Source organism: Micromonospora sp. NPDC000442, assembly GCF_042898635.1.
In the GTDB taxonomy this organism is placed as follows: domain Bacteria; phylum Actinomycetota; class Actinomycetes; order Mycobacteriales; family Micromonosporaceae; genus Micromonospora.
Window position 1 is genome coordinate 77,552 of sequence record NZ_JBIAYZ010000002.1, and the last position, 23,362, is coordinate 100,913.

Consider the following 23,362-nt stretch of genomic DNA (forward strand, 5'->3'; position numbering starts at 1 on the left):
GACGCGAAGCGGGCTGGCTCAGGCAGGCTGGTCGCGGCGGTTGGCCAGGTGGTGCAGGGCCAGGCGGTAGCCGTCCACGCCGAGGCCGCAGATCACGCCGGTCGCCACTGCGGAGACGACCGAGTGGTGGCGGAACTCCTCCCGCGCGTGGATGTTGGAGATGTGCACCTCCACAAGCGGTCCGCGCAGCATCGCGCAGGCGTCCCGTACGGCGATCGAGTAGTGCGACCAGGCCGCCGGGTTGAGCACCACGGCGGCACCCTCGTCGGCGGCGGCATGTAGCCAGCCGAGCAGCTCGTGCTCGGCGTCGGTCTGCCGCACGTCGACGTCCAGGCCCAGGTCACGAGCGGTCGTCTCGCAGAGTTTCACCAGGTCGGCGTAGCTGGTCACGCCGTAGACGTCGACCTGGCGGGTGCCCAGCCGGCCCAGATTCGGCCCGTTGAGCACATACACCCTGGTGGGTGACGCCGAGCCGCCCTCCGCTCGCGACTGCGGGGCTCGCAAACCCGGCTCACTCCTCGCGCTCACCGGGACACCGCAGCGTAGGCGGTGTGCAGCAGGTCGTCGTCCGGGCCGTCGAGGATCGCCGGTCGGGCCAACCCGTCCAGCACCACGAAACGCAGCCGGCTGCCCCGGGCCTTCTTGTCGACCCGCATGGTGGCCAGCAGGCGGGGCCAGGTGTCGGCGTCGTAAGCAGTCGGCAGGTCGAGCGCCGTCAGCACCGCACGGTGCCGCGACGCCGTGGCCGCGTCCAACCGGCCGGCGAGGCGGGCCAGCTCGGCCGCGTACACCAGGCCGACGGACACCGCGTGACCGTGCCGCCAGCGGTAACCCTCGACCTTCTCGATCGCGTGGGCCAGGGTGTGCCCGTAGTTGAGCACCTCCCGTACGCCCGACTCACGCAGGTCTCCGGCGACCACGTCGGCCTTGACCCGGATGGCCCGCTCGATCAACTCTCGGACGACCGGCCCGGCGGGGTCGGTCGCGGCGGCCGGGTCGGCCTCGACCAGGTCGAGGATGACCGGATCGGCGATGAACCCGCACTTGACCACCTCGGCCAGACCGGCGGCCAGGTCCGCCGGCGGGAGGCTGTCCAGCGAGGCGAGGTCGGCCAGTACGCCGACCGGCGGGTGGAAGGCACCGACGAGGTTCTTGCCGGCGGCGGTGTTGATCCCGGTCTTGCCACCGACCGCCGCGTCGACCATGCCGAGCAACGAGGTGGCCACCGGTACCCAGCGCACCCCGCGCAGCCAGCACGCCGCCACGAACCCGGCCAGGTCGGTGACCGCACCGCCGCCGAGGCCGACCACCGCGTCGGTACGGGTGAAGCCCGCCTCACCGAGCCGGTCCCAGCACTGCGCCGCCACATCGACATGCTTGCCGGCCTCGGCGTCGGGCACCTCGATCGGCAGGGGTGTCACACCGGCCGCGGCCAGGGCGGCACCGACCGCGTCGGCCGACTCCTTCAGGGGTGGCGCGTGCAGCACCGCGGCCCGAGTGGCGTCGGGCAGCAGGCCAGGCAGCGCATCGAGCAGGTTGCGCCCGACCAGCACGTCGTACGGCCGCTCGCCACCGACCGGGATCCGGGTCACCTCGTCCATCGCCGGGAGCCTAGCCCACCCACCGCCGATCCGACCCGCGCCGCCACCGGCTGCCCGAGGGGTGGAACAACGTTTAACGCTCCGCGTAACGGGCACGGGCAGCCGGGAGCCACATGCGAGAGGGAGTCCACATGAACGGGCGGATGATCGACGGTGCCGACATCCGGCTGCCCGCCACCATCCTCGGCTTCGGCCTCGGCGGCTTCGTCGACGGCATCCTGCTGCACCAGGTCTTCCAGTGGCACCACATGCTGAGCAGCACCGGCAGTGACAACATCGGGGTACGCGAGTACCCGGTGGACACCGTCGCGGGGCTGGAGATGAACACCGTCTGGGACGGCCTGTTCCATGTGGTGACCTGGGTGGCCGTGCTGACCGGGCTCGCGATGCTCTACTCACGGGTGACCCGCTCCCGGGGCCGACTGTGGCGCTCGCCCATGCTGTGGGGCTGGGCGTTGATCGGATGGGGTCTGTTCAACCTGATCGAAGGCATCGTCGACCACCACATCCTGGGCATCCACCACGTCCGCGCCGGCGAGCACCAACTCTGGTGGGACCTCGGCTTCCTCGCGTTGGGCGTGGTGCTGATCGTCGTCGGCTGGCTCGTGCAGCGCCGCGCCACCGCCGTGGACGCCGGTGCCGACGAACGGCGGACGTCCACCCGGGGCCGACCGAGGTGAGCCCGCCGCTGGTGGTGAGCCCGGCGCTGGCTGCGGCGCACGGCACCGAGCACGCCACCACCGTCGGTCCGGCACTGCTCGTACCGCTGCTGGCCGGCTGGCTCTACCTGGCCGCCGCGCTGCGGCAACGGGCCCCCGACCGGGCCGGCTGGAGTCACTGGCGTACGACGGCCTTCGCCGTCGGGTGCGCCCTGCTCGCCATCGCCCTGCTCATTCCGGCGGACGGCTTCGCCGCGCACATGTGGCAGCATCTGCTGCTCGGCATGCTGGCGCCGCTGGGGCTGGTGCTCGGCGCCCCCGGCATCCTGGCCCTGCGCTGCGTCGACCGGCGGACCGGGCGGGCGGCCCTGCGGATCTTGGGTTCTCCGGCGTTGCGACCGTTGACCCACCCGGTCATCGGACTGCTGCTCACCGCCGGCGGGCTGTGGGTGCTCTACCTCACCCCGCTGTACCGGGCCACCCTCACCGACCCCGCACTGCACGGTCTGGTCAACCTGCACTTCCTGCTCAGCGGGTTGCTGTTCACCTGGTCGATCGCCGGCCCGGATCCCTACCCGCACCGGGCCCGGGTACCGGTCCGGCTGGTGGTGCTCGGCGCGGCCGTGGTGGCGCACGCCAGCCTCGCCCAGCTGATGTACGCGGGTCTGCTGGTCGACGTGCCGGCGACCCCGGAGCAACTGCGCGTCGGCGCGACGGTGATGTACTACGGCGGCGATCTCGCCGAGATCCTGCTCGCCCTCGCCCTGCTGGCCACCTGGCGCCCCCGACCGCGACGTCGCCGAACGGTCGGCACCGCGGTCACCGTCGGCTCCTGATCCGGGCCGGGCTCGCGCCGCCACCCGGCGTCGCTCGGGAACCCGGCGCTACGGCTTCAGCAGGGCGACGATCTCCGCGACGATCTCCTCAGGGGTGCGCCCGTCGGTGACCACGGTGGCGGTGGCGACCTCGGCGTACAGCGGTCGGCGCTGGTCCATCAGGTGTTTGAGGGTGGCCCGGGGGTTGATCGCCAGCAGCGGCCGGCCGACGCCGAGACCGACCCGCTTGACCGCGTCCGGCAGCTCGACGGAGAGGTGCACCACCCGGTGACCGACAAGCGCGGCCCGGTTCTCCTCGGCCAGCACCGCGCCCCCGCCGAGGGCGAGCACCCCGGAGCAGGAGGCCAGCGCCGCGGCCAGCGCCGCCCGTTCGAGGGTACGGAAGTGCGCCTCCCCCTCGTCGACGAAGATCTCCGGGATCGGCTTGCCCGCCAGGCGCTCGATGTCGGCGTCGGTGTCCCGGAACTCGACGCCGAGCGCGTCCGCCAGACCCTGCCCGACGGTGGTCTTGCCCGAGCCGGGCGCGCCGACCAGCACGCAGACCGGTCGGGTCGGACCGGTCACCGGATCACCAGCGCGTCGAGGTAACCGGCCAGGTTGCGGCGCATCTCGGCGACCGAGTCACCGCCGAACTTCTCCACCGCCGCCTCTGCCAGCACCAGCGCCACCATCGCCTCGGCGACCACGGCGGCGGCCGGCACCGCGCAGACGTCGGAGCGCTGGTTGATGGCAGTGGCCGGCTCCCCGGTGGTGACGTCCACCGTGGCCAGCGCACGGTTCAACGAGGAGATCGGCTTCATCGCCGCCTTCACCCGCAGCGGCTCACCTGTGGTGATGCCGCCCTCCAGGCCGCCGGCCCGGTCGGTGACCCGCCGTACGCCGGTGGGGGTGGGCATGATCTCGTCGTGCGCCTCGGAGCCCCGGGACCGGGCCTGCTGCCAGCCGTCGCCGATCTCCACACCCTTGATCGCCTGGATCGACATCAGCGCCGTGGCCAGCCGGGCGTCGAGCTTGCGGTCCCACTGCACGTGGCTGCCCAGACCGGGCGGCACGCCGTACGCCAGCACCTCGACCACGCCGCCGAGGGTGTCGGCGGCCTTCTTCGCGGCGTCGACCTCGGCGACCATCCGGGCGCTGGCCTCCGGGTCGAGGCAGCGCAGCGGGTCGGCGTCGATGCGCTCGGCGTCCTCCGGGCGGGGCCGCAGCCCCGGTTTGACGGCGACCGGGCCCAACTCCACCACGTGCGAGACGATCTCGATGCCGAGGGCCTGCTGCACCAGTGCCTTGGCCACCGTACCGACGGCGACCCGGGCGGCGGTCTCCCGCGCGCTGGCCCGCTCCAGGATCGGCCGGGCGTCGGTGTGGCCGTACTTCTGCATGCCGGCCAGGTCGGCGTGGCCGGGCCGGGGCCGCGTCAGCGGCGCGTTGCGGGCCTGCCGGGCCAGCTCGTCGGGGTCGACCGGGTCGGCGGCCATCACGGTGCGCCACTTGGGCCACTCGGAGTTGCCGACCCGGATGGCGACCGGGCTGCCCAGGGTCACGCCGTGCCGCAGACCGCCGATGATCTCGATCTCGTCCTGCTCGAAGGCCATCCGGGCCCCCCGGCCGTAGCCGAGCCGGCGGCGGGCCAGGTCTCCGGCGATGTCGGTGGAGGTCACCTCGACACCGGCCGGCACCCCCTCCAGCAACGCGACGAGAGCGGGTCCGTGTGATTCCCCTGCGGTCAACCAGCGCAACACAGCCATGAGTCTGTCACGCCCGGTGTCCGCCACCCCGCGCCGCCCGCCGCGTCCCGCCCTGCGGACGCGGCGGGGCGGGCGGATCAGATGCCTCGGCCGCGCCGGTGCAGGGTACGCAGCACCGTGTCGGCGCGGACCACCCGCCCGGCGACCGCCAGGGCCAGGTAGGCGCGGGGTTCCCGCGGGTTGCGCCGGATGGTCCGCCGGGCCCAGCGCACCGCGCCCCGGGAGTCTCCCGACGCGGCGTGGGCGAAGGCGATCTGCCCGGTGACCCGGGCCTGCCCCGCCGGTTGGCTGGCGAACTCGGGATAGCGGTCCAGCAGCCACTGCAGCGCCTCGGAGATGGTGTCCCACCGCTGGGCGAAGTACGACCGCTTGTGCCATCGCACCTCCACGTACGGGGTGCGCAAGTTGACCAGCGGTGCGCTGCGGGCGGCCCGGAGCAGGAACTCGTAGTCCTCGGCGTAGCTGCCCGGGATCTCCTCGTCGACGAGCCCGAACCCGTCCCGCAACGCCGCCGCCCGGATCACGAAGGTCGACGGGTGCAACTCGGTCATCCGGTCGCGCAGCAGCTCGGCCAGGCTGATCGAGTCGCGGTCCAGCACCCGCTCAACGGTGTGCCCGTCGTAGCTGACCCGGATGCCGCAGCTGACGAACTCGGCACCGGGCACCCTGGCCAGCGCCTCGGTCTGGGCGCGCAGCTTGCCGGGCAGCCACTCGTCGTCGTCGTCGCAGAAGGCGACCAGCTCACCGGTGGCGGCCAGGGTACCCGTGTTGCGGGCGCCGGCCAGGCCCGGCGTGCGTGCGTTGGTGATCATTCGCACCGGCCGGTCCGGGGCGGACAGGTCCGCCAGCGTGGGGTCCGGTTCGGACTGGTCGTACACGACGACCACCTCGACCGGCCCCGGGTAGTCCTGGGCGACGATGGCCCGTACCGCGGCCCGCAGCAGCTCCGGTCGGTTGCGGGTGGGCACCACGGCGCTCACGCTCGGGTACGAGGTCACGGCTTCCGCCTTCCGTTCGGGCCGGGTCCGCGCCACGGCCGCCACCAGGGTCGGTGGTGCCGCTGTGCGGCGGCGGCCACCAGGTCCTCGACGATCACTCCCACCCGCCGCACCGCGGCACGCCGCCCGTCGGCCGCACCGGCGTCCACCGCGACGGTGAACCGTGAGTGGTCGGCGAGACCAGCGGCCAGCGTGTCCCGCAGCTCCTGCTGGGACTCGCAGAGCGCCACCAGGCCGGCCGCGCCGAGCCGGCGGGCGAACAGCAACTGATGGTCGTCGACATGCTCGCCACGGGCCGGGTCGCGGGGCACCACGATCGGCAGATGCCCGTGCCGGCGGGCCTCCAGGATGGTGGCCGGTCCACCGTGACAGACCACCAGGTCGGCCCGGGCCATCGCCGCCTGCAAATCGGCGTGGCCAAGGAACGGCACCGCCTCGGGCAGGTCGTCGGCCCGGGTGTGGCCGTGCTGCACGGTCAGCCGAACCTCCCCGGCAACCTCGTCCTGCCACTGGCGCAGCCAGTCGACCAGCCGGTCGAACGGATGCTTGTCGGTGCCGACGGCAACCAGCACCTGTGGCCTGCCGTCGATGCGCGGTTCGCGGGGCTCCGGCACGCGTACCGTCGGCTCCTCGGGGGCCGGGCGGGGCCGCACCGGCGTGGCCCGCTGCCCGTCGCCGGGCGCGTCGCCGCTCACAGCAGCGTCCCCACGACGGTGGCCTCCGGGTACTGGCGGCGCTGCTCCTCCCACTGCACGAGCATCGCCGACAGGAACGGGCGGCACAGCCGGGCGGTAAGCGTCGGTGTGTCGATCCGGTCGTAGACCTCGATGTAGACGGTCGGGATGCGGCGCAGCCGGGCGAACACGACGAACGGCACCGCCACGCCCGCGCCGGTGGTGACCACCGCGGCGACCCGCCGCCGACGCAGCACCCGGACGGCCAGCCACGTGTTGCGCAGCAGGTTGCCCAGGTGACGGGTGGTGGGATGGTACGCCGGAACGACGTCCTCCCCGGCCAGCAGCGACAGCGCCTCCGGCGTGTCGAAGGTGACCCAGCATCGTCGCCAGGTCTCGTACCAGGGCCGCAGGGCGAGCAACTGCGCCAGGTGCCCTCCGCTCGACCCGACCAGCAGCAGCACCGGCTGCTGGTCCGCTCCATTGTTTGTGTTGTCCACGCGACTCCCCACAAGTCCGCTTGACGTGTCAGTCAGCTGTGTCGGTTCTGAATGGTGTCCAGCAGGGCGGGATGCAGCGCCGGGTTCCAGCCGGCACCGGCGTCCGCCAGCCGCCAGGTCCGCAGCCACATCTCCACCAGGTAGGCATCGGCCACCAGCCGCTGCCGGGCCCGGTCCAGCCCCAGCGCGTCGCCGTGCCGGACCAGCCAGGTGTCGACCTGCCGGGCCGCCTCGGCGGCCGGTTCACCCCGCACCACGAGCGCGCGCTGGAACGCGTCGTGGGCCAGGTCGAAGCCGACGGGTACGTCCGGCCCGCTGTGCTCCCAGTCCCAGGCGATGAGTTCCCCCTCGTGCCGGCCGAGGTTCCACGGCACCCAGTCGCCGTGCCAGTGGCCGAACTCGACGGTGACGTCACCGTGCCGGCGGGCCAGGTCGGCGACCGCCGCCGACGCACGGTCGCCGACGGTGTCGGCGGCGCGCCGCGCCTGTGTGGTCAGCCGGTCCAGGAACGGTGAGCCGGCCAGTGGCCGGGCCGACGCCGGTGGGCCGCCCCGCCGAGCCACCGCGAGCAGCGCCGCCAGGTCGGGCGGCGTGTCGACGGACACCCCACGGATCCGCGCCGGCAGCGGCTCGACCACCGCCACCGCCTGCCCGGCCCAGGCGAACTCGGTGAGCAGGCGGGTGGTGCCGGGATGTCCGGCCGTCCCGGCCAGCCCGGCGACCTCCCGTAGCGCCGCGGCCTCGGCGGTGACAAGCGCGCGCGTCGCGTCGTTCCAGCCGATCTTCGCGTACCCGCGCGGCTCGCCTTGACCGTCGAACAGTTGCAGCGTCGGCTTGTGGTTCGGATCCGGTGGGCGCACCCCGCAGGCCGCGTGTACCGGCGCGCCGAGTTCGGCACCGATCCGCGCGGCGAGCAGCACCTCCGCCGGGTCGAGTCCGGCCGGCAGCGCCACGGTCAGCACCGGAAAGGGGGCCCGGTCCACCGCACCGGCCCGAGCCGCCACGCCGAGCACCGCCCGCGCCGCTCGCAGCTTCGCCGGACGCAGGGCGTTGTACGACAGCAACGCCGCCGCCGCGACCTGGGGGCAGCCCAACGGCAGCAGGAAACGGGCCCGGGCCACCGACGGCACCACCGCGTACCGGGCCACGACGGTGTGTCCGGTCGGCGGCTCGGCGTCCACGGTCACCGCGACCCGGGCGTCGGAGAAGACCGCCCGGGTGACCCAGCCCAGACCGTCGTCCCGACTCCGGGGGTCGCCCGTGGTGGTGGCCGAGGCGGTCACGCGACCCGGTCCGGCCAGTCGAGCCGCAACCCCAGCCGCTGCCGCAACGCCTCGTTGTGCGGGCGGTAGTACGCGGTCAGTTCGGCGCGCAGCGCCGGCTCCAGCGGCGCGGACCGCCGGTCGTTGTAGACCTTGAAGTTCGGCAGGTCGAACGGGGGCAGGCCGAGGAAGTCCAGGGTGCGTCGGTAGGTCGCCCGCGCGTCGCGGTACAACTCCTCGCTGGGCAGGAAGAGGATCTGACTGCGGTCGAAGCGCTCCAGCCACGGTTGCAGGTGTTCCAGGTACCGGCCCCGCGCCCGGTAGGTATACCAGTCGTAGGGCTCGCTGAAGTAGTTCGGTTCGGCGATCAACCGTTCCCGCTCCCCTGCCGTGCGCTCCGCCTCGGCGGCCAGCGCGGCGGCGAAGTCGAGCGGCTCCACGCCGTTGGTCCGCCGCTCCTTCCAGTGCGAGTAGGCCCGCTCCACCGGGTCGCGCAGCAGCACGATCAGCCGCACCGAAGGCATCAGCGCGGACACCCGCTCGGCGGCCAGCGGGTGAAACATGTACAGCGGGGCGGCCTCGCCGACGCGGACCGGACCGCCGTGGCGGTTCTCCAGCGTCTCCCGCTGCCGCAGGGTCGGGAAGTGCGAGCGGTACCACGCCTCGCCGCGGTTCCAGTGCTCCTCGAAGTAGTGCGAGGACTTCGTGTTCCAGGCGGGGAAGAGCCGGGGTACCAGCGGATGCTGGATCAGGTAGTTCCACAGCGAGGTGGTGCCGCCTCGCTTGGTGCCGATGATGAGGAAGTCCGGCAACGGCCGGCGGTCGCTGGTGCGTACCCCGTAGTCGACGAGGCTTTCCCGTACCCGGTTCGTCACCTGGGTCGGCACCAACTGCTTCACCCGGTCGCGAATGGACGACACGACGAACTCACCTGCCCTTCGACGTCCGTGGGGGGGGGGCCCCCCCCCCCCCCCCCCCCCACGGGGCCGCCGGGGGGGCCCCCCCCCCGCCCCCCCGGGCCCGCGCGGCCCCCCCCCCCCCCCCCCGCCGCCCCCCCGGGGGGGGGGGGGGGGGCCCCCCCCCCCCCCCCCCACGGATCTGCACCATGGTCACCCGGATGCCGCGTCGCACCCGGGGCAACGTCAACAAGCCGACGCAGACGGTGGCGAGCGTGCCCACCGCGAGCGCCAGTCCGGCGATGCCTCTGCCGGCCACCGCCAGGCCGGCCACCGCCGCCAGCCCGACTCCCGCCACGGTGACCGCCGCCGCGGCCAGCATCCGGGCGTCCACCAGGGGTTGGCGCACCACCAGCCGGGCGAAGGTGGCCGCGCAGAGGTTCTCCGTCACGATGCCGGCGGCCCAGGCCGTCGCCGCGCCGGTCGCCCCGTGGGCGGGAATCAGCGCCAGCCCACCGCCGACGGTGACCAGCAGCCCGGCCAGCGCCGCGGCCAGGTGCAGGCCGCTGCGCCCGCCCATCAGCAGCAGGCTCTGCACGTTGCCGACCCCGGTGTTGACAAGCATCGCCACGGCGAGCACCGTCATCGCGGCGGCGCCGGTGGTGAACTCCGGGCCGAACAGCGCCAGGAACGCCGGTGCGAAGACGGCGAGCAGCAGGTACACCGGCCAGGAGAGCACCAGCCCCCAGCCGGTCAGCTGCCGGTGCACCGCCGCGGCGGCGGCCCGCTCACCCCGGCCGAGCAGCCGCGACAGTTGCGGGGCGACGGCCACCCGCAGCCCCTGCATGGCGAGTTGACCGGCGAGGACGTAGCGGCCGACGGCACCGAAGACACCGGCGTCGGCCGGGCCGGCCAGGGCCGAGGTGAGCAGCACGCCGATCCACATGCTGCCCGCGTCGATCGCCGCCGAGGCGGCGCGGGGCAGCGCGAACCGCCAGAACGTGGACCAGTCGCCGGACTGCGGGCGCAGCCGGGCGCCCGCGCCGATTCCGAGCGGCCCGGCCACCAGGATCAGGCACACCAGCAGCGCCACGGCGGCGGGCACCAGCCACCCGGTCATCCCCGCCAGCAGTCCGCCACCGGCGAGCACCGCCGCGCCGACCAGCAGCGGACGGGCGATCGGCAGCAGCAGGAACTGCACCGAGACGTAGGACCGCATCGGGCGTACGCAGCGCACGACGGCCAGCAGCAGGTTCATCGCGACCACCACGGGGACCGCCGCGAAGGTCACTACCAGCAGCGGCCCGCCCGCCGGCCCCAGCAGGCGGCCGGCGAGCGGCCCGGCGACCAGCGCGCCACCCACCGCGACCAGCACGGCGACCAGCAACGGTGGGGCCAGGGCGACCGGCAGCACCCGGGCACCGTCGCCGGCCCGTCGGCGGGGCAGCGCCCAGATCAGGCCGGTCTCCGCGCCGAGGGTGCAGATCGCGGCGGCGACGGTCACCACGCCGATCGCGGCGAAGAACGCGCCCGCTCCGGTGGTGCCGTAACCGCGGGTGATGACCACCGCGAGCACAAAGCCGAACAGACCGCTTGTCGCCGCGCCGAGCAGCCCGGCCACACCGCTGCGGGTGCTGCGCCGGGTCTCGGCCGCGCCGTCCACCGCCGCCGCGTCGGCCGCCGCGGGGGCGAGGGTGCTCGGCGTACGCCCGGGGCCCTCTCCCGTCGGTGGGCTGGTGGTCGCCGTCATGCCCGCATCACCGCCGTCCGCAGCGACATCCCGCCCGGGGTACGGCGTTCCCGTTCGGAGAGCGCGAGCGCGAAGGCCACCGCGAAGAAGGCCACCGCGAGATTCTGGTTGGCCATCCCGTAGAACGGCACCTGCACCAGGCAGATCACCGGGACGACGGAGAGCCACTGCCCGGCCGCCGAGGTGGCCCGGGCGCAGATCAGCGCGGCGGCGACGAACCAGGCCAGGAAGCACAGCAGGGCCGGTACGCCGTGGCTGAACAACACCATCCACAACTGCCCCTGGGTGCCGATCGGCGCGTCGGCGGAGACGGTGTCCACCTCCATCGGTGCGCCGTAGCCCAGCCAGGGCGAGTCACCCACCCGGCGCAGCACCTCGGCGTAGAGCGAGAGCCGGTCGGTGTTGGTGTCGCTGGATTCGACCCGATTGCCGATCATGTCGGCGACCGGGATGAACAGGCTGGCGATACCGCCGAGCACCACCATCCCGCCGATGGAGGCGGCCACCCGGGTGTTGCCGCGCAGCGCCGCCCGCACCCCGAGCACGGCCAGGCCGACGCCGAGGCTGAGGAACATCGCCCGGTTGAGCGTGAGGAACGCCGGGACCAGTGACACCGGCAACGACGCCAGCAACGCCCAGCGCAGCAGGCCGTGCCGGCGCAGCATGGTGTACGCGACCACGCAGGGCAACGTCATCGCGTACGCGCTGCCGTAGTTGTTCGTGTACGCGTACGGGGCCGCCGGCCGGTAGATCGGGTTGAGCGACCGGGCGCTGTACTCCGCGGTGGTCAGGTGGACCATGTCGCTGATGAACGGCACCCCGGACACGCCGGGCGGCAGCAGCGCCTCGACCGGGGTGGTCAGTTCCAGGCGCGGCACCAGCACGCCGAGCCACCCCAGGGCGACCAGTCCGAACCAGAACGCGCACAGCGGCACCAGCACGGCGGCCTGGTCGGGGCGCTCCCGGGCGACGGTGTAGACGTAGACCGCGACGACAAGCGCGGTGAGGTAGAACGCCAGCCGCAGCACGAAGGTCGGCAGCGAGGTCGGCGACGCCAGCCGGGTCGCGCTGGCCACCGCGAGGACCAGGAACAGCAGCCAGATCCCCGTGGCAGACGGCAGCGGCACCCGGCCCCGGGTGGCCAGCAGCGTGAACAGCAGGGCACCCAGCAGCGGCCAGCCGAGGTAGAAGGCGCCGGCCACCCACCAGAGTGGGACCAGCCCGAACATCGCCGCCAACGGCCACAGCGGCAGTCGGGGCGGCACGGCGGGCGGGGGTCGGGTGGCGGCGCTGGCCGGTAGGGGCGGCTCGGTGGTCGCCGGGGCGCGGGTTACCGGCACGCCTCAGCTCCGCCCGCTGCGGCACAGCACGAACCCGAGCGGGTTGACCCCGGCCGCCCGCAGCCGCTCGGCGAGCCGGCGCAGGTCGGCCTGACGGGTACGGTCGCGTTCGACCACGACCACGGCGGTGCCCTGCCGGGCCACCGCCACGCCCCGCTCGTCGGCCTCGGCGGGCGGGGCGTTGTAGAGCACGAGACGCTGGTCGGCGCCCTGCCGCCAGGTGCCGAACCGCACGCTGCCGGCGCCCACCACCACCTGCTCGTCGCCGGTGGCCCGTCCGTTCTCGCTACGGCTGGCGGTCTTGGCGACGCGGGGCAGGGTGAGCGTGGCCTCCGGGTCGGTCGAGGGTCGGGCGCCGACCGGATGCGGGGAGGGACGTCGGGTGATGACCTCGGTCGGACCGTCGTCGGTGTCCGTGGCGGCGGTGCGGGGCTTGGGCACGGCGGGCCGGGTCGGGTCGATGGCGGCCGGCAACCGGCCCCGATCGGTGAGCACCGTGGCCCGCAGCCGGTCGATCCGGCCGCTGTCGTCGGCGACGAACACCTCCCGCCCGGCCACGGCGAGAGCGACCGCGAGCCCGGCGGTGATCGCGGTGGCGTCCTCCCGGGCGGTCAGCACGGCGACCCGGGCGGGTTGGCGTACCCGCTCGGCCACGGCCATCGCGACGTAGCGGATGTCGGCGTCGACCGCCCGGCCGCGCAGCCGGGCGCGGCGGACGGTGCCGAGCAGCGGCAGGCCGGTGCTGTCCCGCGCATCGGCCACGCTGCGGATGCGCCGGTCCGCCGACTCCCACAGGAAGGCGAGCACCAGCCCGATCACGGTCCCACCGAGCAGTCCACCGGCGAGCAGCATCGACGAGCTGCCGGCAGTGGTGGCCAGCGCCTGCTCGGCGCTGCGGGTGACCCAGCCCGGGTTCACGTCGACCGCGGCGATCTCCGTACGGGCGGAGCTGAGCTGGGTGAGCTGGTTGTTGATGCCGCCGAGCTCGGCGACAGCGGCTTCGGCGGCGGCGGCGTCCCGGGCGTTGTTGATCCTGCGCTGCACGGTGTTGCGCTGGGCGATGATCTTCTCGATGCTCTCGTCGTACGAGTTGAGCATTTCCTCGCGCTGCTTCTCGTACATCCCGCGCCGGATGTCGAGGTAGCTCTGCGCGGCCAGGTTGGCGCCGTCCACGGCCCGTTCGGCGTTGCCGGCCTGGTAGATGAAGCGCAGGATCTGGCCACCGGCGGGCACCTCGACCTCGAGGGCGTCGCGTACCGTGCGCTGGTCCGAATCGAACCTCGCGGCGAGCTTCCCGACGACCTCGGTGCCGGTGGCGATCCCGCTCTCCACGTTCATGTTCACCGCCCGGTCGGCGGCGGCGCCACTGGGCGTGAAGGCATCGGTGACCACCGGCCGGACCGCCACCACCGCACTCGCCGTCACCGTGGTCGGTGCCAGCAGCACGTAGCCGACCGCGGCGAGCAGTCCACCGAGGGCCACCGCCGCGACCAGCCGGATCCGGTGCAGCGGCACCCGCACCATGTCGGTGATGGTGACGCTGCGGGACGAGGAGGTGGCGGCGGCTGGGCCGTCGCCGGTCCAGGCGCTGGGCGCGGCATCAGTCATGGAACTTCTTCGCTATCTGTTGTGGATTGCCGATCACCACGACCCCGGGCGGGACGTCGGTGCGGACCACCGTCGCGGCACCCACAACGCTGTCCCGGCCGATCCGCACACCCTTCATGACCAGCGCGTGTGCGCCGATCCAGACGTTGTCCTCGACGGTGATCGGCGCTCGGGTGGCCGCTGTGGGCGGGTCGTGGCGGCGATCGGGGGCCAGGTTGTGGAAGTCGTTGTCGAGCAACTCGCAGTCCGACAGCAGGCAGCGGTCGCCGATGGTCACCGAGGTCCAGGTGCCGATCCAGGTCGCGTTGAGCAGACAGTCGGCGCCGACGCGTACCTCACCGGGCCCGGCGAAACGGACCAGCTTGTTCAACCGGGTGTGCGCACCGATGCTGACCCGTACGCCGCGACGCAGCCGGATCCGGCCCCGGATTTCCACCCCCGCGCCCAGCCGCAGGCGCGGGTAGCGCAGCCGGTACCAGCCACGCTTGACCGCGAAGACGGTACGTACGACGAGTCCATGCCGGATGCCGGACAACGAGCCTCCCCACCTTCCTCGGGTCGGCGTGGGCTGCCCCGCGCCGACCCGAGGTGAACAAACTACCGAGGATTCGTTACGAACGGTGAACGCTACGGAACTGAAAAGAACATCGACGCGGTCGACCAGGTCAGCTCCGGCGTCGCCGCCGCGATGAGCGTCGAGGCGGTGCCGTCGACCGCGGCGGTGGGCGCCAGGGTCGGGTCGAACGGCACGCTACGCAGCGACCCGTCGGTCGCCCCGTAGACGATCTTCCCGTCCACCCAGGCCATGCCGCGTACCGTCGACCAGGTCACGCCCGTGGTGGGCAGGACGAACTCGGTGGCACCCAGGTAGTTGCCGTCGATCTCGAAGTAGCGGTAGTAGAGGTTGTTGGCACCGCTGCGGGTGTAGTACAGCCGGCCGTCGAGATAGAACGCCCCGGTCAGCAGGGCCGGGTTGTACCAGTCGTTGTAGCCGGACGCCTCCCACGACCCGCCGATCGTGTTGCCGTTGAACAGCGAGACGTCGATCCGGCTGCCGGTCGGTGTGCCGGAGACCACATGGGACCAGTAGATCCGGTCGTCGACCAGCCAGGTCGCGCCGGCGTCCGTGTAGTTCGGCTGGCTGACCACGGTGGCGTTGGCGGCGTCGAGGGTGGTGCCGTCGAACGGCACCTTCGCCACCTCACCGGGGCCGACGTTCAGGTGGAGGTGACCGCTGCTCCCCGTGGGCGGGTTCTTCGGGATGATCGTGCGCCCACCGCTGATCGGGAACACGCCGAGCCGGCCGTGGTACTCGTTGCCCATGCCATCGGAGTTGTGTCCGAAGTAGAGCCCGGCGTTGCCCCGCCACAGCACCGGCACCGACGATCCCCAGGAGCTGGCGCCGGAAGGCAGGTCGGAGCCGCCGCTGCGGCGCGGGTTCCAGTTCACCGGCATGCCGGTGGCCGGAGTGACCGCGCCGATGCCCAGCCGGTCGATGGCGCCGTTGCCGGCCCGGTCGCTGGCGTTCGGGTTGTTCAGCCAGCGGAAGTGCCCGCCGAGGTAGATGATGTTGTCGGCCACCTCGACCGAGGTGATGGTGTCGTTGCCGGTGAAGTTGACCCAGGTGGCGACCTGGTTGGGCCCCCGGTGGGCGGTCTCGAAGCGGACCAGGGCGTCGCAGTACGCGTTCGGCCAGCCCGAACCGCCGTTGGTGCCGGCGACGAACCAGGTCCCGTCGGCACCGAAGCGAACGTCCTGCACGTAGTGCACGAACGTCGTCGGGTTGGCGCACGGCGGCACGAACCGCTCGGTGCTCCAGTCGATGACGCTCGGCGTGCCCGTGAGGTCGATCAGTGCCATCTGGTTACGCGGCAGCTCGTTGACGTAGAGGAAGTTGCCGCCGACGACGAGGGTGCCGCCGTCCGGGGAGACGTCGATGGTCCAGGCGTACATGCTGGTGCCGTGCCGGCCGACGCTGGTGTTGATGTCGAAGGTCGAATCGATCTCTCCGGTCGTCGCGTCCAACCGGCCGAGCCCGGAGTGCGCGGTGCCGTTGAGCCAGTTGAAGGCCCCGGCCACGTAGAGCCAGTTGCCGTGCAGCACCAGGTCACGCACGGTGCCGCCGTCGGACCGACCGGCCCAGCTGTCGATGATCATGCCGGTGGACGGTTCGAGTGCCACCAGGTTCTTGCGGGACACGCCGTTGACGTTCTTGAAGGCCCCGCCGACGATCAGCGTGCCACCGGGGCCGGCGATGAGCGAGTTGACTGCACCGTCGAGCACCGGCAGGAAAGCCGTCGAGATCGTCCCGGTGGCCCGGTCGTACGCGAAGAGATAGCTGCGGGCGATCCAGGCCGAGCTGGCCGTCTGGCGGATCTGCGTGAAACTGCCCCCGACATAGACCGTGTCACCGATCTCGGCGAAGGCGCGAGCCTCACCGTTGCGGGCGTGCGGGGTCTGGTCGGCCGGATTGGTCGAGACCAGGGTGGCCGGCTCGGGTGCCGGTACCACGGCCGCGGCTGCCGCGGTAGGCACGGACAGTACGGCCGCGACGGTCACCAGCGCGACGGCCGCGGCCCGCAATCGAGGCCGACGGGTGGAACGCCACGACAAGGAGTATCTGGGCACGCTGCGCCTCCAGAGTGGACGAGAATGCACGTAGCGTGCCCGCTCCACGCTGGAGGGCGGCATCCGCCGATTGGGCGGACGGTGGATCAGGAAGCGGACAACCTCGACGACGGTCGGATTTCCGACAATCGTTGCGGCGGCCCGCTTCCGCGGCTCAGCTCACCTCGGTTCAGCGGCTCCCTCCCGTCGGCTGCCGCAGGTAGCTGTCCCGTCCTGCGGCGGCGAATCCGGCCACCGCCGCCGCATCCTGATTCATCATCATGTTGCAGGTGTTCGTGGTCTTCGTCATGCCCGCCGAGTTGAAGTAGATCGCCGCCTTGATCTTCGGGTGGGCCTTCAGGGCCGCCGGGAATTCCTCGAACCAGCGTCGCTTCGCGTTCGGATCGGCGGCGTTCATGTTGGTGCCGAACTCGGCCAGCATCCGGGGCTTGCCCGCACCGATGCCGTTCTCGTCGAGCCAGCGGTAGAAGGAGCCGATCGTGGTGCTGGGGCTCTTCCAGACCGTGCTGCCGTTGCAGACGTGGAAGTTGTACGGGTCCCAGGCCACCCAGTCGACGTAGCGGTCACCGGGATAGAGCCCGGCGTACCGGTCGTAGTGACCCGACCAGCCCATCATCGTCCACACCCAGACGGCGTTGTCGGCCTTGGCGTCGGCGAACCGGTCGTGCACGTACCGCCAGGCCCGGACGAAGTCCGCGTCGCTACCCTTGGCCGGCTCGTCCTCCGGCTCGTGGTCGAACCCGATGAAGACCGGCTGGCCGATCGCCCGGATCCGCCCGGCGACCGCGTCGATTGTGGCGTCGTACCGTCCGCTGTAGACGTCCTTCCAGGTCAGCACGGTCCCCGAGGAGAAGACGCGGCTCTCCCAGGCGAAGAACATGAGCCGCCCGTCGCGCATCTGCTGCTGCTGGAACTCGTCGGGGAAGGCGCCGTTGCTGCCGGTGTTCGAGAAGTCGTGGTAACGGTGGACGATATCGAACTTCCGCCCGACCTGCTTCTCCACATCGGTGATCGCCTTGCCGTGATTCCATCCGGCGGCAGCACTCGTCGGCGAGTACATCCCCCACCAGGCACCACAGCCGGGGACCAGCTTCGCCGAGACGGTTCCGCACTTGCCCGAATCCGGCGGCGGCGGTGAGGTGGGGCTGGGCCGGGCGGGCGACGGGCTCACGCTGGGCGAGGCGGTCGGCGAGGCCGGGGGGCGGCTGGCGGTGGCCGTCGGCGTCGGCGTCGGCACGACGCTGGGCGAGGCCGACGGCGGCCGGGCACCCACGCCGTCATAGCTGATCGAAAGGCGGGGACGCAGATCGGCGTTGCGGTTCTCGCCGGAAGCCCAGTAGATGCGGCTGTCCAACCCGGCCTGCGCCAGCGACAGGGTCCAGATGCCGTTTCCGTTCACCAGGCCCGAGACGTCCCACTCGTTGAATCCCTTGGCGACGCCGCTGACCGTGTCCAGCGCCGTGCCCAGCGCCGTCGGCATCGGACGGGCCGCGCGGGCGTCGAGCCGGGACTCGTGCGCGCTCACCGCCGCGTCGAACTTCTGCCAGGCGTGGACCCGCAGCGTGGCCCGTACGTTCACCGCGTTCGCCGGCAGCGTGGTGACCAGGAACGTCAGCACCGCCTCGCGGGCGCCGCGCGGGTTGCCGTCGCAGGGTGCGGGGCAGGTCGCAAGCGTCGTCTTGACGCTGTTGTCGCCGTCCTGCGGCACCGCCGTGGCGGTCGTGTCGGCCACCACCGCAATCGACAGGTCATCGTTGGCGAGCAGCGGCACCATGGTCGCGCCCAGCCCCAGCACCACAGTGGTGCCGATGACGCCGAGCACCACGGCCTTACGCCGGGGGCCGCGATGCGGGATCATGCGGTGCAGTCCGCGACTGGTCACGGATACTCCTCGTGTCTTCGACGATAACGCTGAGCAGCGTATCCGCGTACACAACGGAGCGTGCGTATGACGGCAGGACCTAAGCGCGTCTTAAAACTTCCCTAAGACACCCCTACGCCCACACCGCCCCACCCCGCCCCCACCGACCCCACCGACCCCGCCGACCCCGTTGATCATGAGGTTAGCGGCAAAGTTTATCTCCGTATCCGCCGTTAACCTCATGATCAACGGGGCGGTTGGTGGGGTGGGTGGGTAGATCCCCGCTTCCTCGGGCACCATTCGCCAGCCCGCCCGGTTGTCCTCACGACGTGCGTGAACACGGTGCGCACGTATCGACGGCGGCGCCGTCCTCACCAGACTGTCACAAAGCGAAGCGGCTCCTATCCAGATAGGGCGGGGTGGTTTCCGCACCGGGGCCGCCCGTGCACTTCCCCGTTTCCGGGCGGCCCCGTCCCCCGTCGAATGGAGGCCGATGTGCCCAGCCGTGTTTCCTGGTATCAGTTCCCGGCGACAGTGCTGCCGCAGCACTCGTCACCACCGCCGCATTCGCCGCTGCCACCGCCCCATCGCGGCGCACATATGCCGCAGGGTCGCCCCGGCCCGCAAATGCCGCACAATCGACACGGCATGCACCTGCCGCACGGTCGGCACGAGACGCACCTTCCGCAGCGTCGGCGGGGCACGCACCTGCCGGAGTGGATGCGGGAGCCGACCCGGCCGTTGCCGATGCCGCGTCCGGGGCGTCCCGGCTGGCTCGCCCCGGGGCAGCAGTGGCGGGCCAACGGGGGCCGGTGGTGACCGCCGGCGGCTCGGGTGCGATCACCACCCTCTTCACCCGCTTCATAGCCTGGACCCGCCGCCGGCCCGCCTAGCAACCCCGCCGCCATCACACGAGATCTTGGACAGTTCCCGTTAGTCGCTAACGGATTTTGTCCAAGATCTCGGCGAACAGTACCCGGCGAGCCAGGCTGGCGGTGGGGTGCGGAGTCGGGCGACGGAGGATCAGGTGCCGGACCGGGCGGCGGTGAGGGCGGCGGTCATTGCCGGGCGGGGAGCGGGTGTGCCGGTGAACTGCTCGAACTGGCCGATCGCCTGGGCCAGCAGCAGGTCGAGGCCGGAGACGATCCGGCAGCCGGCGGCTTCGGCGGCAGCCGCCAACGGGGTCGGCCACGGATCGTAGATAGCGTCGAAGACCACCGTGGCCGCCTGCCAGGGCACCCTGCCGGCCAGTTCGTCGGCGGCCCCCTTCGGCACGGTGGAGATCAGCACATCGACCCCGGCCAGCCCCGACGCCTCGGGCCACGCAGACGCCGGCGGCCATGGCGCGCTGGTCATCGCCACGCCGAGGGCTGCGGCGACCGGTTCCAGTTCGGCGATCGCCGCCGGGCGGCGGGCGAGCACGGTCACTCCGGCCGCGCGCAGCCGGGCCGCCGCCGCGAGGGCCGCCCGCGCGGTACCGCCCGCACCGAGCACGGTGACGGTGGCACCGGGGCGTACGCCCACCTCGGTCAGCACCTCGACCATGCCGCTGACGTCGGTGTTGTCGGCGTACCAGGAGCCGTCCGGGCGGCGTACCAACGTGTTGGCCGCACCCACGGCGGCGGCGACCGGCGAGACCTCGGCGGCCACCGCGAGCGCCGCCTCCTTGCCCGGCATGGTCACCGACAGCCCGGCCCACTCCGGGCCCAGGCCGGCGACCAGGGCCGGCAGCTCCGCCGCCGCGCACTCGATCCGGGTGTACGACCACCCGGTCAACCCGGCGGCGGCGTAACCCGCATTGTGGATCACCGGGGAGAGCGAATGGGCGATCGGCTTGCCCAGCACCGCGGCCCGATGCACCGCCGCCCCATCTGCCGCCGCCCCGGGTGCCGAAGCCGCAGGTGCTGACGCCGCGCTCCCTGACTCAGCCAACATCGCTCCTCACCAGCAGCAGGTACACCTGTCGCCTAACATCCAACAATGTCTGACAGCAGTCTGCGGCACCGCAAGGGCGAGATCACCCTCAGCGTCCGGGGCGCCGACCGGCAACCGCTCGCCGACCAGGCGGTGACGGTCGCCCAACATCGGCACGCCTTCGCCTTCGGCAACATCGGCTTCGACTTCGTCAACCTGGTCGGCGGCCCCGGCCCGCAGGAGGGTGCGGACGTCGAGAGCTTCGGCGGGACCGCCCACCTGGACCTGGACCGGCTGGGTGAGCTGTGGCTGAACCTGTTCAACACCGCGACCCTGCCGTTCTACTGGGGTCGCTACGAGCCACGGCGCGGCGCGCCCGACACCGAACGTCTCACCGCCACCGCACGGTGGCTGGCCGAGCGGGGCGTGACCGTCAAGGGTCACCCACTGATCTGGCACACCGTGCAGCCGTCGTGGCTGCTCGATCTGAACCTTGACGAGGTCGAACAGCTGCTGCGGGCCCGCGTACGCGGGCTGGCCGGTGGGTTCGCCGGTCTCATCGACACCTGGGACGCGATAAACGAGGCGGTCATCATGCCCGTCTTCGACAACGGCGACAACGCGATCACCCCGCTGGCTCGGGCGCGCGGGCGCATCCACCTGGTGCGGTTGGCGTTCGAGGAGGCCCGGGCGGCCAACCCGGCGGCCACCCTGGTGCTAAACGACTTCGACCTCAGCTCGGCGTACGAATGTCTCATCGAAGGGGTCCTCGAAGCCGGCGTCCGCATCGACGCGATCGGCTTGCAGACCCACATGCACCAGGGTTACCGGGGCGAGGAGTACATGCAGCAGATGCTCGACCGGTTCGCCCGGTACGGGCTGCCGCTGCACCTGACCGAGACCACCCTGGTCTCCGGGCACCTCATGCCGCCCGAGATCGAGGACCTCAACGACTACCAGATTCCGCACTGGCCCAGCACGCCCGAGGGCGAGGCGCGGCAGGCCGAGGAGATCGTCCGGCACTACCGGTCACTGCTCGCCCACCCCGCGGTCCAGTCGGTCAACTACTGGGGGCTCACCGACCGGGGTGCCTGGCTCGGCGCGCCCGCCGGGCTGGTCCGCGCCGACGGCAGCCGCAAGCCGGCGTACGACGCGCTGGAAGCGCTCGTCAAGGGCGAGTGGTGGCTGCCGCCGACGGTGCTGCGTACCGGAGCGGACGGCACCGTCACCGTCGAGGGATTCCTCGGCGACTACACCGTCTCCGCCAGCGACCGCACCGCGGGCTTCACCATCGACGCCGCCGGCACCACCGCGACCGTCGACCTGTCCTGACTACCGTCCCGCCGGACCCGCCGACGTGCGGAGACGATGCGGGCGCGCCACTGCCACCCGCCCAGGCGGCCGGCGTCAGAGGACGCCGGCCTCCTTGGCCTTCTCGATGTTCGCCAGGTGCTTGTTGTAGTCGTTGGTGAAGGCCGAGTTGCCTTCCTTGTCGATCGCCACGAAGAAAAGCCAATTGCCGGTCGGCGGGTCCATCGCCCCCTCCAGGGCCTTCTTGCCCGGATTGTTGATCGGGGTGGGAACCATGCCGCGCAGCTTGCGGTTGTACGGGTTCTTCGGGTTGTCGAGATCCTCCGGGGTCATCTGCCCGGAGGTCTTGGCCTCCTGGCCGGTCAGCTCGAAGTAGTAGTTGACCGTGACGTCCATCTCCAGGCAGCCGCAGTCGAAGGTCTGTGAGTAGACCCGGTTGTAGGCGACCCGGGCGACCTTGCCGAGATCCTCCGCCGTGCCGGCCTCGGCCTGGGCCAGCGACGCCACGACCAGCGCCTCGTACGGGCTGATCCCGCCGCGCTCCTTCTGCACCCGGTCGGCGAACTCCATCTCACCAGTGACGGTGAGGAAGTGGTCGACCATCTGCCCCAGGATCTCCTTGGCGGTGGCGTCCGGCGGGATCTCGTAGGTGTCCGGGAAGAGGAAACCCTCGATCGACTTCTTGGGCTTCTTGCCGTCCGTCCGCTTGAACCACCAGTCGGGTACGCCAAGCTTCTCCGGGTCCTTCGCGGCGTCCTCGAACTCCTTGACCGGGATGTCGGTGTGCTTGCTGAGCAGCTTGAAGATGTTCTTCGCGCTGCGGCCCTCGGGGATGGTGAGCCCGTTGACCACCCGGTTCTTCGGGTCGAGCATGGCGGTCAGGGCCAGCTCGCCGCTCATCTGCTTGCGCAGCTTGTAGGTGCCGGGCTGAATGTTGCGGCTGCGGGAGTTATCGTCGGCCGCCTCGATGAACGCCTTGGTGCTCTTGATCACACCGGCGTCGTAGAGCGCCACGGCCATGTCGGCGAGGAACGCGCCCTGCGGGATCTGGACGGTGACTTCCTCGGTGCCACCACCGTCATAGTCCGGGGTGACGAAGCGGCTCTGGATCCGGTCGAAGCCGTAGAAGGCACCCCCGCCGATAGTGCCGAGCAGCACCACGGCCAGCAGCAGGGCCAGGACGGTCTTGCCCCGCCCGCCACCGGATTTGCCGCCCTTGCGGCGGCCCCGGCGGTGCTTGCCCTTCTCCCCCCGCTCCTGCTCGTCGAACCCGAGGTCCAGATCGTCCATCATTGCGTCCGCCTCCGCTGCGCATCCAGCCAGCTCTGCAGAATTTCCACCGCGGCGGCCTGGTCGACCACCGCCCGTTGTCGCTTTCCTCGGACACCGCGCTCGGCAAGCCTACGGCTCGCCACGACCGTGGACATCCTCTCGTCGGTGAGCGTCACCGGGACAGGATTTATCACACCGGCCAGTTGACGAGCGTACGCCTTCACGTGCTCCGCCGCCGGGCCATGTTTGCCGGCGAGGTTGACCGGAAGGCCCACCACCACCTCGACGGCCTCGTGCTCGGCGACCAGCGCGGCGAGTTCGGCGACATCCGACGGCACCGCATCTGACCTGGGATTCTGCTCCCGTGCCAGGGTAACCAGCGGGGTGGCCAGGACTCCGTGCGGATCGGACCGGGCGACCCCGATCCGGACCTGCCCGACGTCCACTCCCAGGCGTACCCCACGGGGCGAGTCGCTCACGCCGCGTCACCTCCCCCGACAAACGCGT

21 protein-coding genes and 1 pseudogene are annotated in these 23,362 nt (G+C 72.0%); 4 read left to right on the forward strand and 18 right to left on the reverse strand.

The window, feature by feature from the left end; all coding sequences use genetic code 11:
* Window positions 1-18 precede the first annotated feature (18 nt).
* On the reverse strand, window positions 19-504 hold the full coding sequence (aroQ, locus tag ACFY2A_RS03060) for a type II 3-dehydroquinate dehydratase (RefSeq protein WP_387168519.1): 486 nt from the start codon (window positions 502-504) through the stop codon (window positions 19-21).
* 20 nt (window positions 505-524) lie between these two features.
* Complete coding sequence (gene aroB, locus ACFY2A_RS03065; RefSeq protein WP_387167705.1) at window positions 525-1,601, reverse strand: 3-dehydroquinate synthase; 1,077 nt, start codon at window positions 1,599-1,601, stop codon at window positions 525-527.
* Between the two features lie 131 nt (window positions 1,602-1,732).
* On the opposite strand from aroB, the gene ACFY2A_RS03070 reads away from it, so the two are divergent.
* Both ACFY2A_RS03070 and ACFY2A_RS03075 read left to right on the forward strand, forming a co-directional pair.
* Entirely contained in the window at window positions 1,733-2,281 is a 549-nt protein-coding gene (locus ACFY2A_RS03070) for a DUF2243 domain-containing protein (protein WP_387167707.1), read from the forward strand.
* Window positions 2,278-3,096: a cytochrome c oxidase assembly protein gene (locus ACFY2A_RS03075; protein WP_387167710.1), complete on the forward strand. Its 819-nt coding sequence runs from the start codon at window positions 2,278-2,280 to the stop codon at window positions 3,094-3,096. Before ACFY2A_RS03070 ends, ACFY2A_RS03075 begins: the two co-directional genes overlap by 4 nt.
* A gap of 48 nt (window positions 3,097-3,144) precedes the next feature.
* On the opposite strand, the gene ACFY2A_RS03080 is transcribed toward ACFY2A_RS03075, so the two are convergent.
* From ACFY2A_RS03080 to ACFY2A_RS03140, 13 genes and pseudogenes are all read right to left on the reverse strand, one after another.
* Window positions 3,145-3,660 (reverse strand): shikimate kinase, encoded by a 516-nt coding sequence (locus tag ACFY2A_RS03080; RefSeq protein WP_363918738.1) that lies wholly within the window; start codon window positions 3,658-3,660, stop codon window positions 3,145-3,147.
* Complete coding sequence (gene aroC, locus ACFY2A_RS03085; RefSeq protein WP_387167713.1) at window positions 3,657-4,835, reverse strand: chorismate synthase; 1,179 nt, start codon at window positions 4,833-4,835, stop codon at window positions 3,657-3,659. Before aroC ends, ACFY2A_RS03080 begins: the two co-directional genes overlap by 4 nt.
* A gap of 83 nt (window positions 4,836-4,918) precedes the next feature.
* Window positions 4,919-5,839 carry a glycosyltransferase family 2 protein gene (locus ACFY2A_RS03090; protein ID WP_387167716.1) on the reverse strand — a complete coding sequence of 307 codons (921 nt, stop codon included), beginning with the start codon at window positions 5,837-5,839 and terminating at the stop codon, window positions 4,919-4,921.
* Complete coding sequence (locus tag ACFY2A_RS03095) at window positions 5,836-6,453, reverse strand: glycosyltransferase (RefSeq protein WP_387168522.1); 618 nt, start codon at window positions 6,451-6,453, stop codon at window positions 5,836-5,838. The genes ACFY2A_RS03090 and ACFY2A_RS03095 overlap by 4 nt, the downstream gene beginning before the upstream one ends.
* Before the next feature lie 77 nt (window positions 6,454-6,530).
* Window positions 6,531-7,013: a UDP-N-acetylglucosamine--LPS N-acetylglucosamine transferase gene (locus tag ACFY2A_RS03100; protein ID WP_387167719.1), complete on the reverse strand. Its 483-nt coding sequence runs from the start codon at window positions 7,011-7,013 to the stop codon at window positions 6,531-6,533.
* Between the two features lie 32 nt (window positions 7,014-7,045).
* Complete coding sequence (locus ACFY2A_RS03105; RefSeq protein WP_387167722.1) at window positions 7,046-8,296, reverse strand: hypothetical protein; 1,251 nt, start codon at window positions 8,294-8,296, stop codon at window positions 7,046-7,048.
* Window positions 8,293-9,195, reverse strand: coding sequence for a sulfotransferase domain-containing protein (locus ACFY2A_RS03110; protein ID WP_387167725.1), 903 nt, complete (start codon window positions 9,193-9,195; stop codon window positions 8,293-8,295). Before ACFY2A_RS03110 ends, ACFY2A_RS03105 begins: the two co-directional genes overlap by 4 nt.
* A 136-nt stretch (window positions 9,196-9,331) precedes the next feature.
* Window positions 9,332-10,921 (reverse strand): annotated as a pseudogene (locus ACFY2A_RS03115) (lipopolysaccharide biosynthesis protein); the annotation flags it as partial.
* Window positions 10,918-12,150, reverse strand: coding sequence for an O-antigen ligase family protein (locus tag ACFY2A_RS03120; RefSeq protein ID WP_387168526.1), 1,233 nt, complete (start codon window positions 12,148-12,150; stop codon window positions 10,918-10,920). The pseudogene ACFY2A_RS03115 and the gene ACFY2A_RS03120, both read right to left, overlap by 4 nt.
* 114 nt (window positions 12,151-12,264) lie before the next feature.
* Window positions 12,265-13,869 (reverse strand): lipopolysaccharide biosynthesis protein, encoded by a 1,605-nt coding sequence (locus tag ACFY2A_RS03125; protein ID WP_387167728.1) that lies wholly within the window; start codon window positions 13,867-13,869, stop codon window positions 12,265-12,267.
* Entirely contained in the window at window positions 13,862-14,404 is a 543-nt protein-coding gene (locus tag ACFY2A_RS03130; RefSeq protein ID WP_363918752.1) for an acyltransferase, read from the reverse strand. Before ACFY2A_RS03130 ends, ACFY2A_RS03125 begins: the two co-directional genes overlap by 8 nt.
* A gap of 92 nt (window positions 14,405-14,496) precedes the next feature.
* The gene (locus ACFY2A_RS03135) at window positions 14,497-16,452 is read right to left on the reverse strand and encodes a hypothetical protein (protein WP_387168529.1); all 1,956 of its coding nucleotides are present in this window, start codon (window positions 16,450-16,452) and stop codon (window positions 14,497-14,499) included.
* Window positions 16,453-16,666: 214 nt separating this feature from the next.
* The gene (locus tag ACFY2A_RS03140) at window positions 16,667-18,379 is read right to left on the reverse strand and encodes a glycosyl hydrolase (RefSeq protein ID WP_387167731.1); all 1,713 of its coding nucleotides are present in this window, start codon (window positions 18,377-18,379) and stop codon (window positions 16,667-16,669) included.
* 627 nt (window positions 18,380-19,006) lie between these two features.
* Between ACFY2A_RS03140 and ACFY2A_RS03145 the strand changes: the two genes are divergently transcribed.
* Window positions 19,007-19,177, forward strand: coding sequence for a hypothetical protein (locus ACFY2A_RS03145; RefSeq protein WP_387167734.1), 171 nt, complete (start codon window positions 19,007-19,009; stop codon window positions 19,175-19,177).
* 204 nt (window positions 19,178-19,381) lie between these two features.
* Here ACFY2A_RS03145 and ACFY2A_RS03150 read toward each other — a convergent pair whose 3' ends face one another.
* Window positions 19,382-20,203 (reverse strand): shikimate dehydrogenase, encoded by an 822-nt coding sequence (locus tag ACFY2A_RS03150; RefSeq protein WP_387168532.1) that lies wholly within the window; start codon window positions 20,201-20,203, stop codon window positions 19,382-19,384.
* Window positions 20,204-20,338: 135 nt separating this feature from the next.
* On the opposite strand from ACFY2A_RS03150, the gene ACFY2A_RS03155 reads away from it, so the two are divergent.
* The gene (locus tag ACFY2A_RS03155; RefSeq protein ID WP_387167737.1) at window positions 20,339-21,604 is read left to right on the forward strand and encodes an endo-1,4-beta-xylanase; all 1,266 of its coding nucleotides are present in this window, start codon (window positions 20,339-20,341) and stop codon (window positions 21,602-21,604) included.
* A gap of 75 nt (window positions 21,605-21,679) precedes the next feature.
* Here ACFY2A_RS03155 and mltG read toward each other — a convergent pair whose 3' ends face one another.
* Window positions 21,680-22,876 (reverse strand): endolytic transglycosylase MltG, encoded by a 1,197-nt coding sequence (gene mltG / locus ACFY2A_RS03160; RefSeq protein ID WP_387167740.1) that lies wholly within the window; start codon window positions 22,874-22,876, stop codon window positions 21,680-21,682.
* A complete protein-coding gene (gene ruvX, locus ACFY2A_RS03165) occupies window positions 22,873-23,334 on the reverse strand; it encodes a Holliday junction resolvase RuvX (protein WP_387167743.1) in 462 nt (153 codons plus the stop codon). The genes mltG and ruvX overlap by 4 nt, the downstream gene beginning before the upstream one ends.
* Window positions 23,335-23,362: the final 28 nt, after the last annotated feature.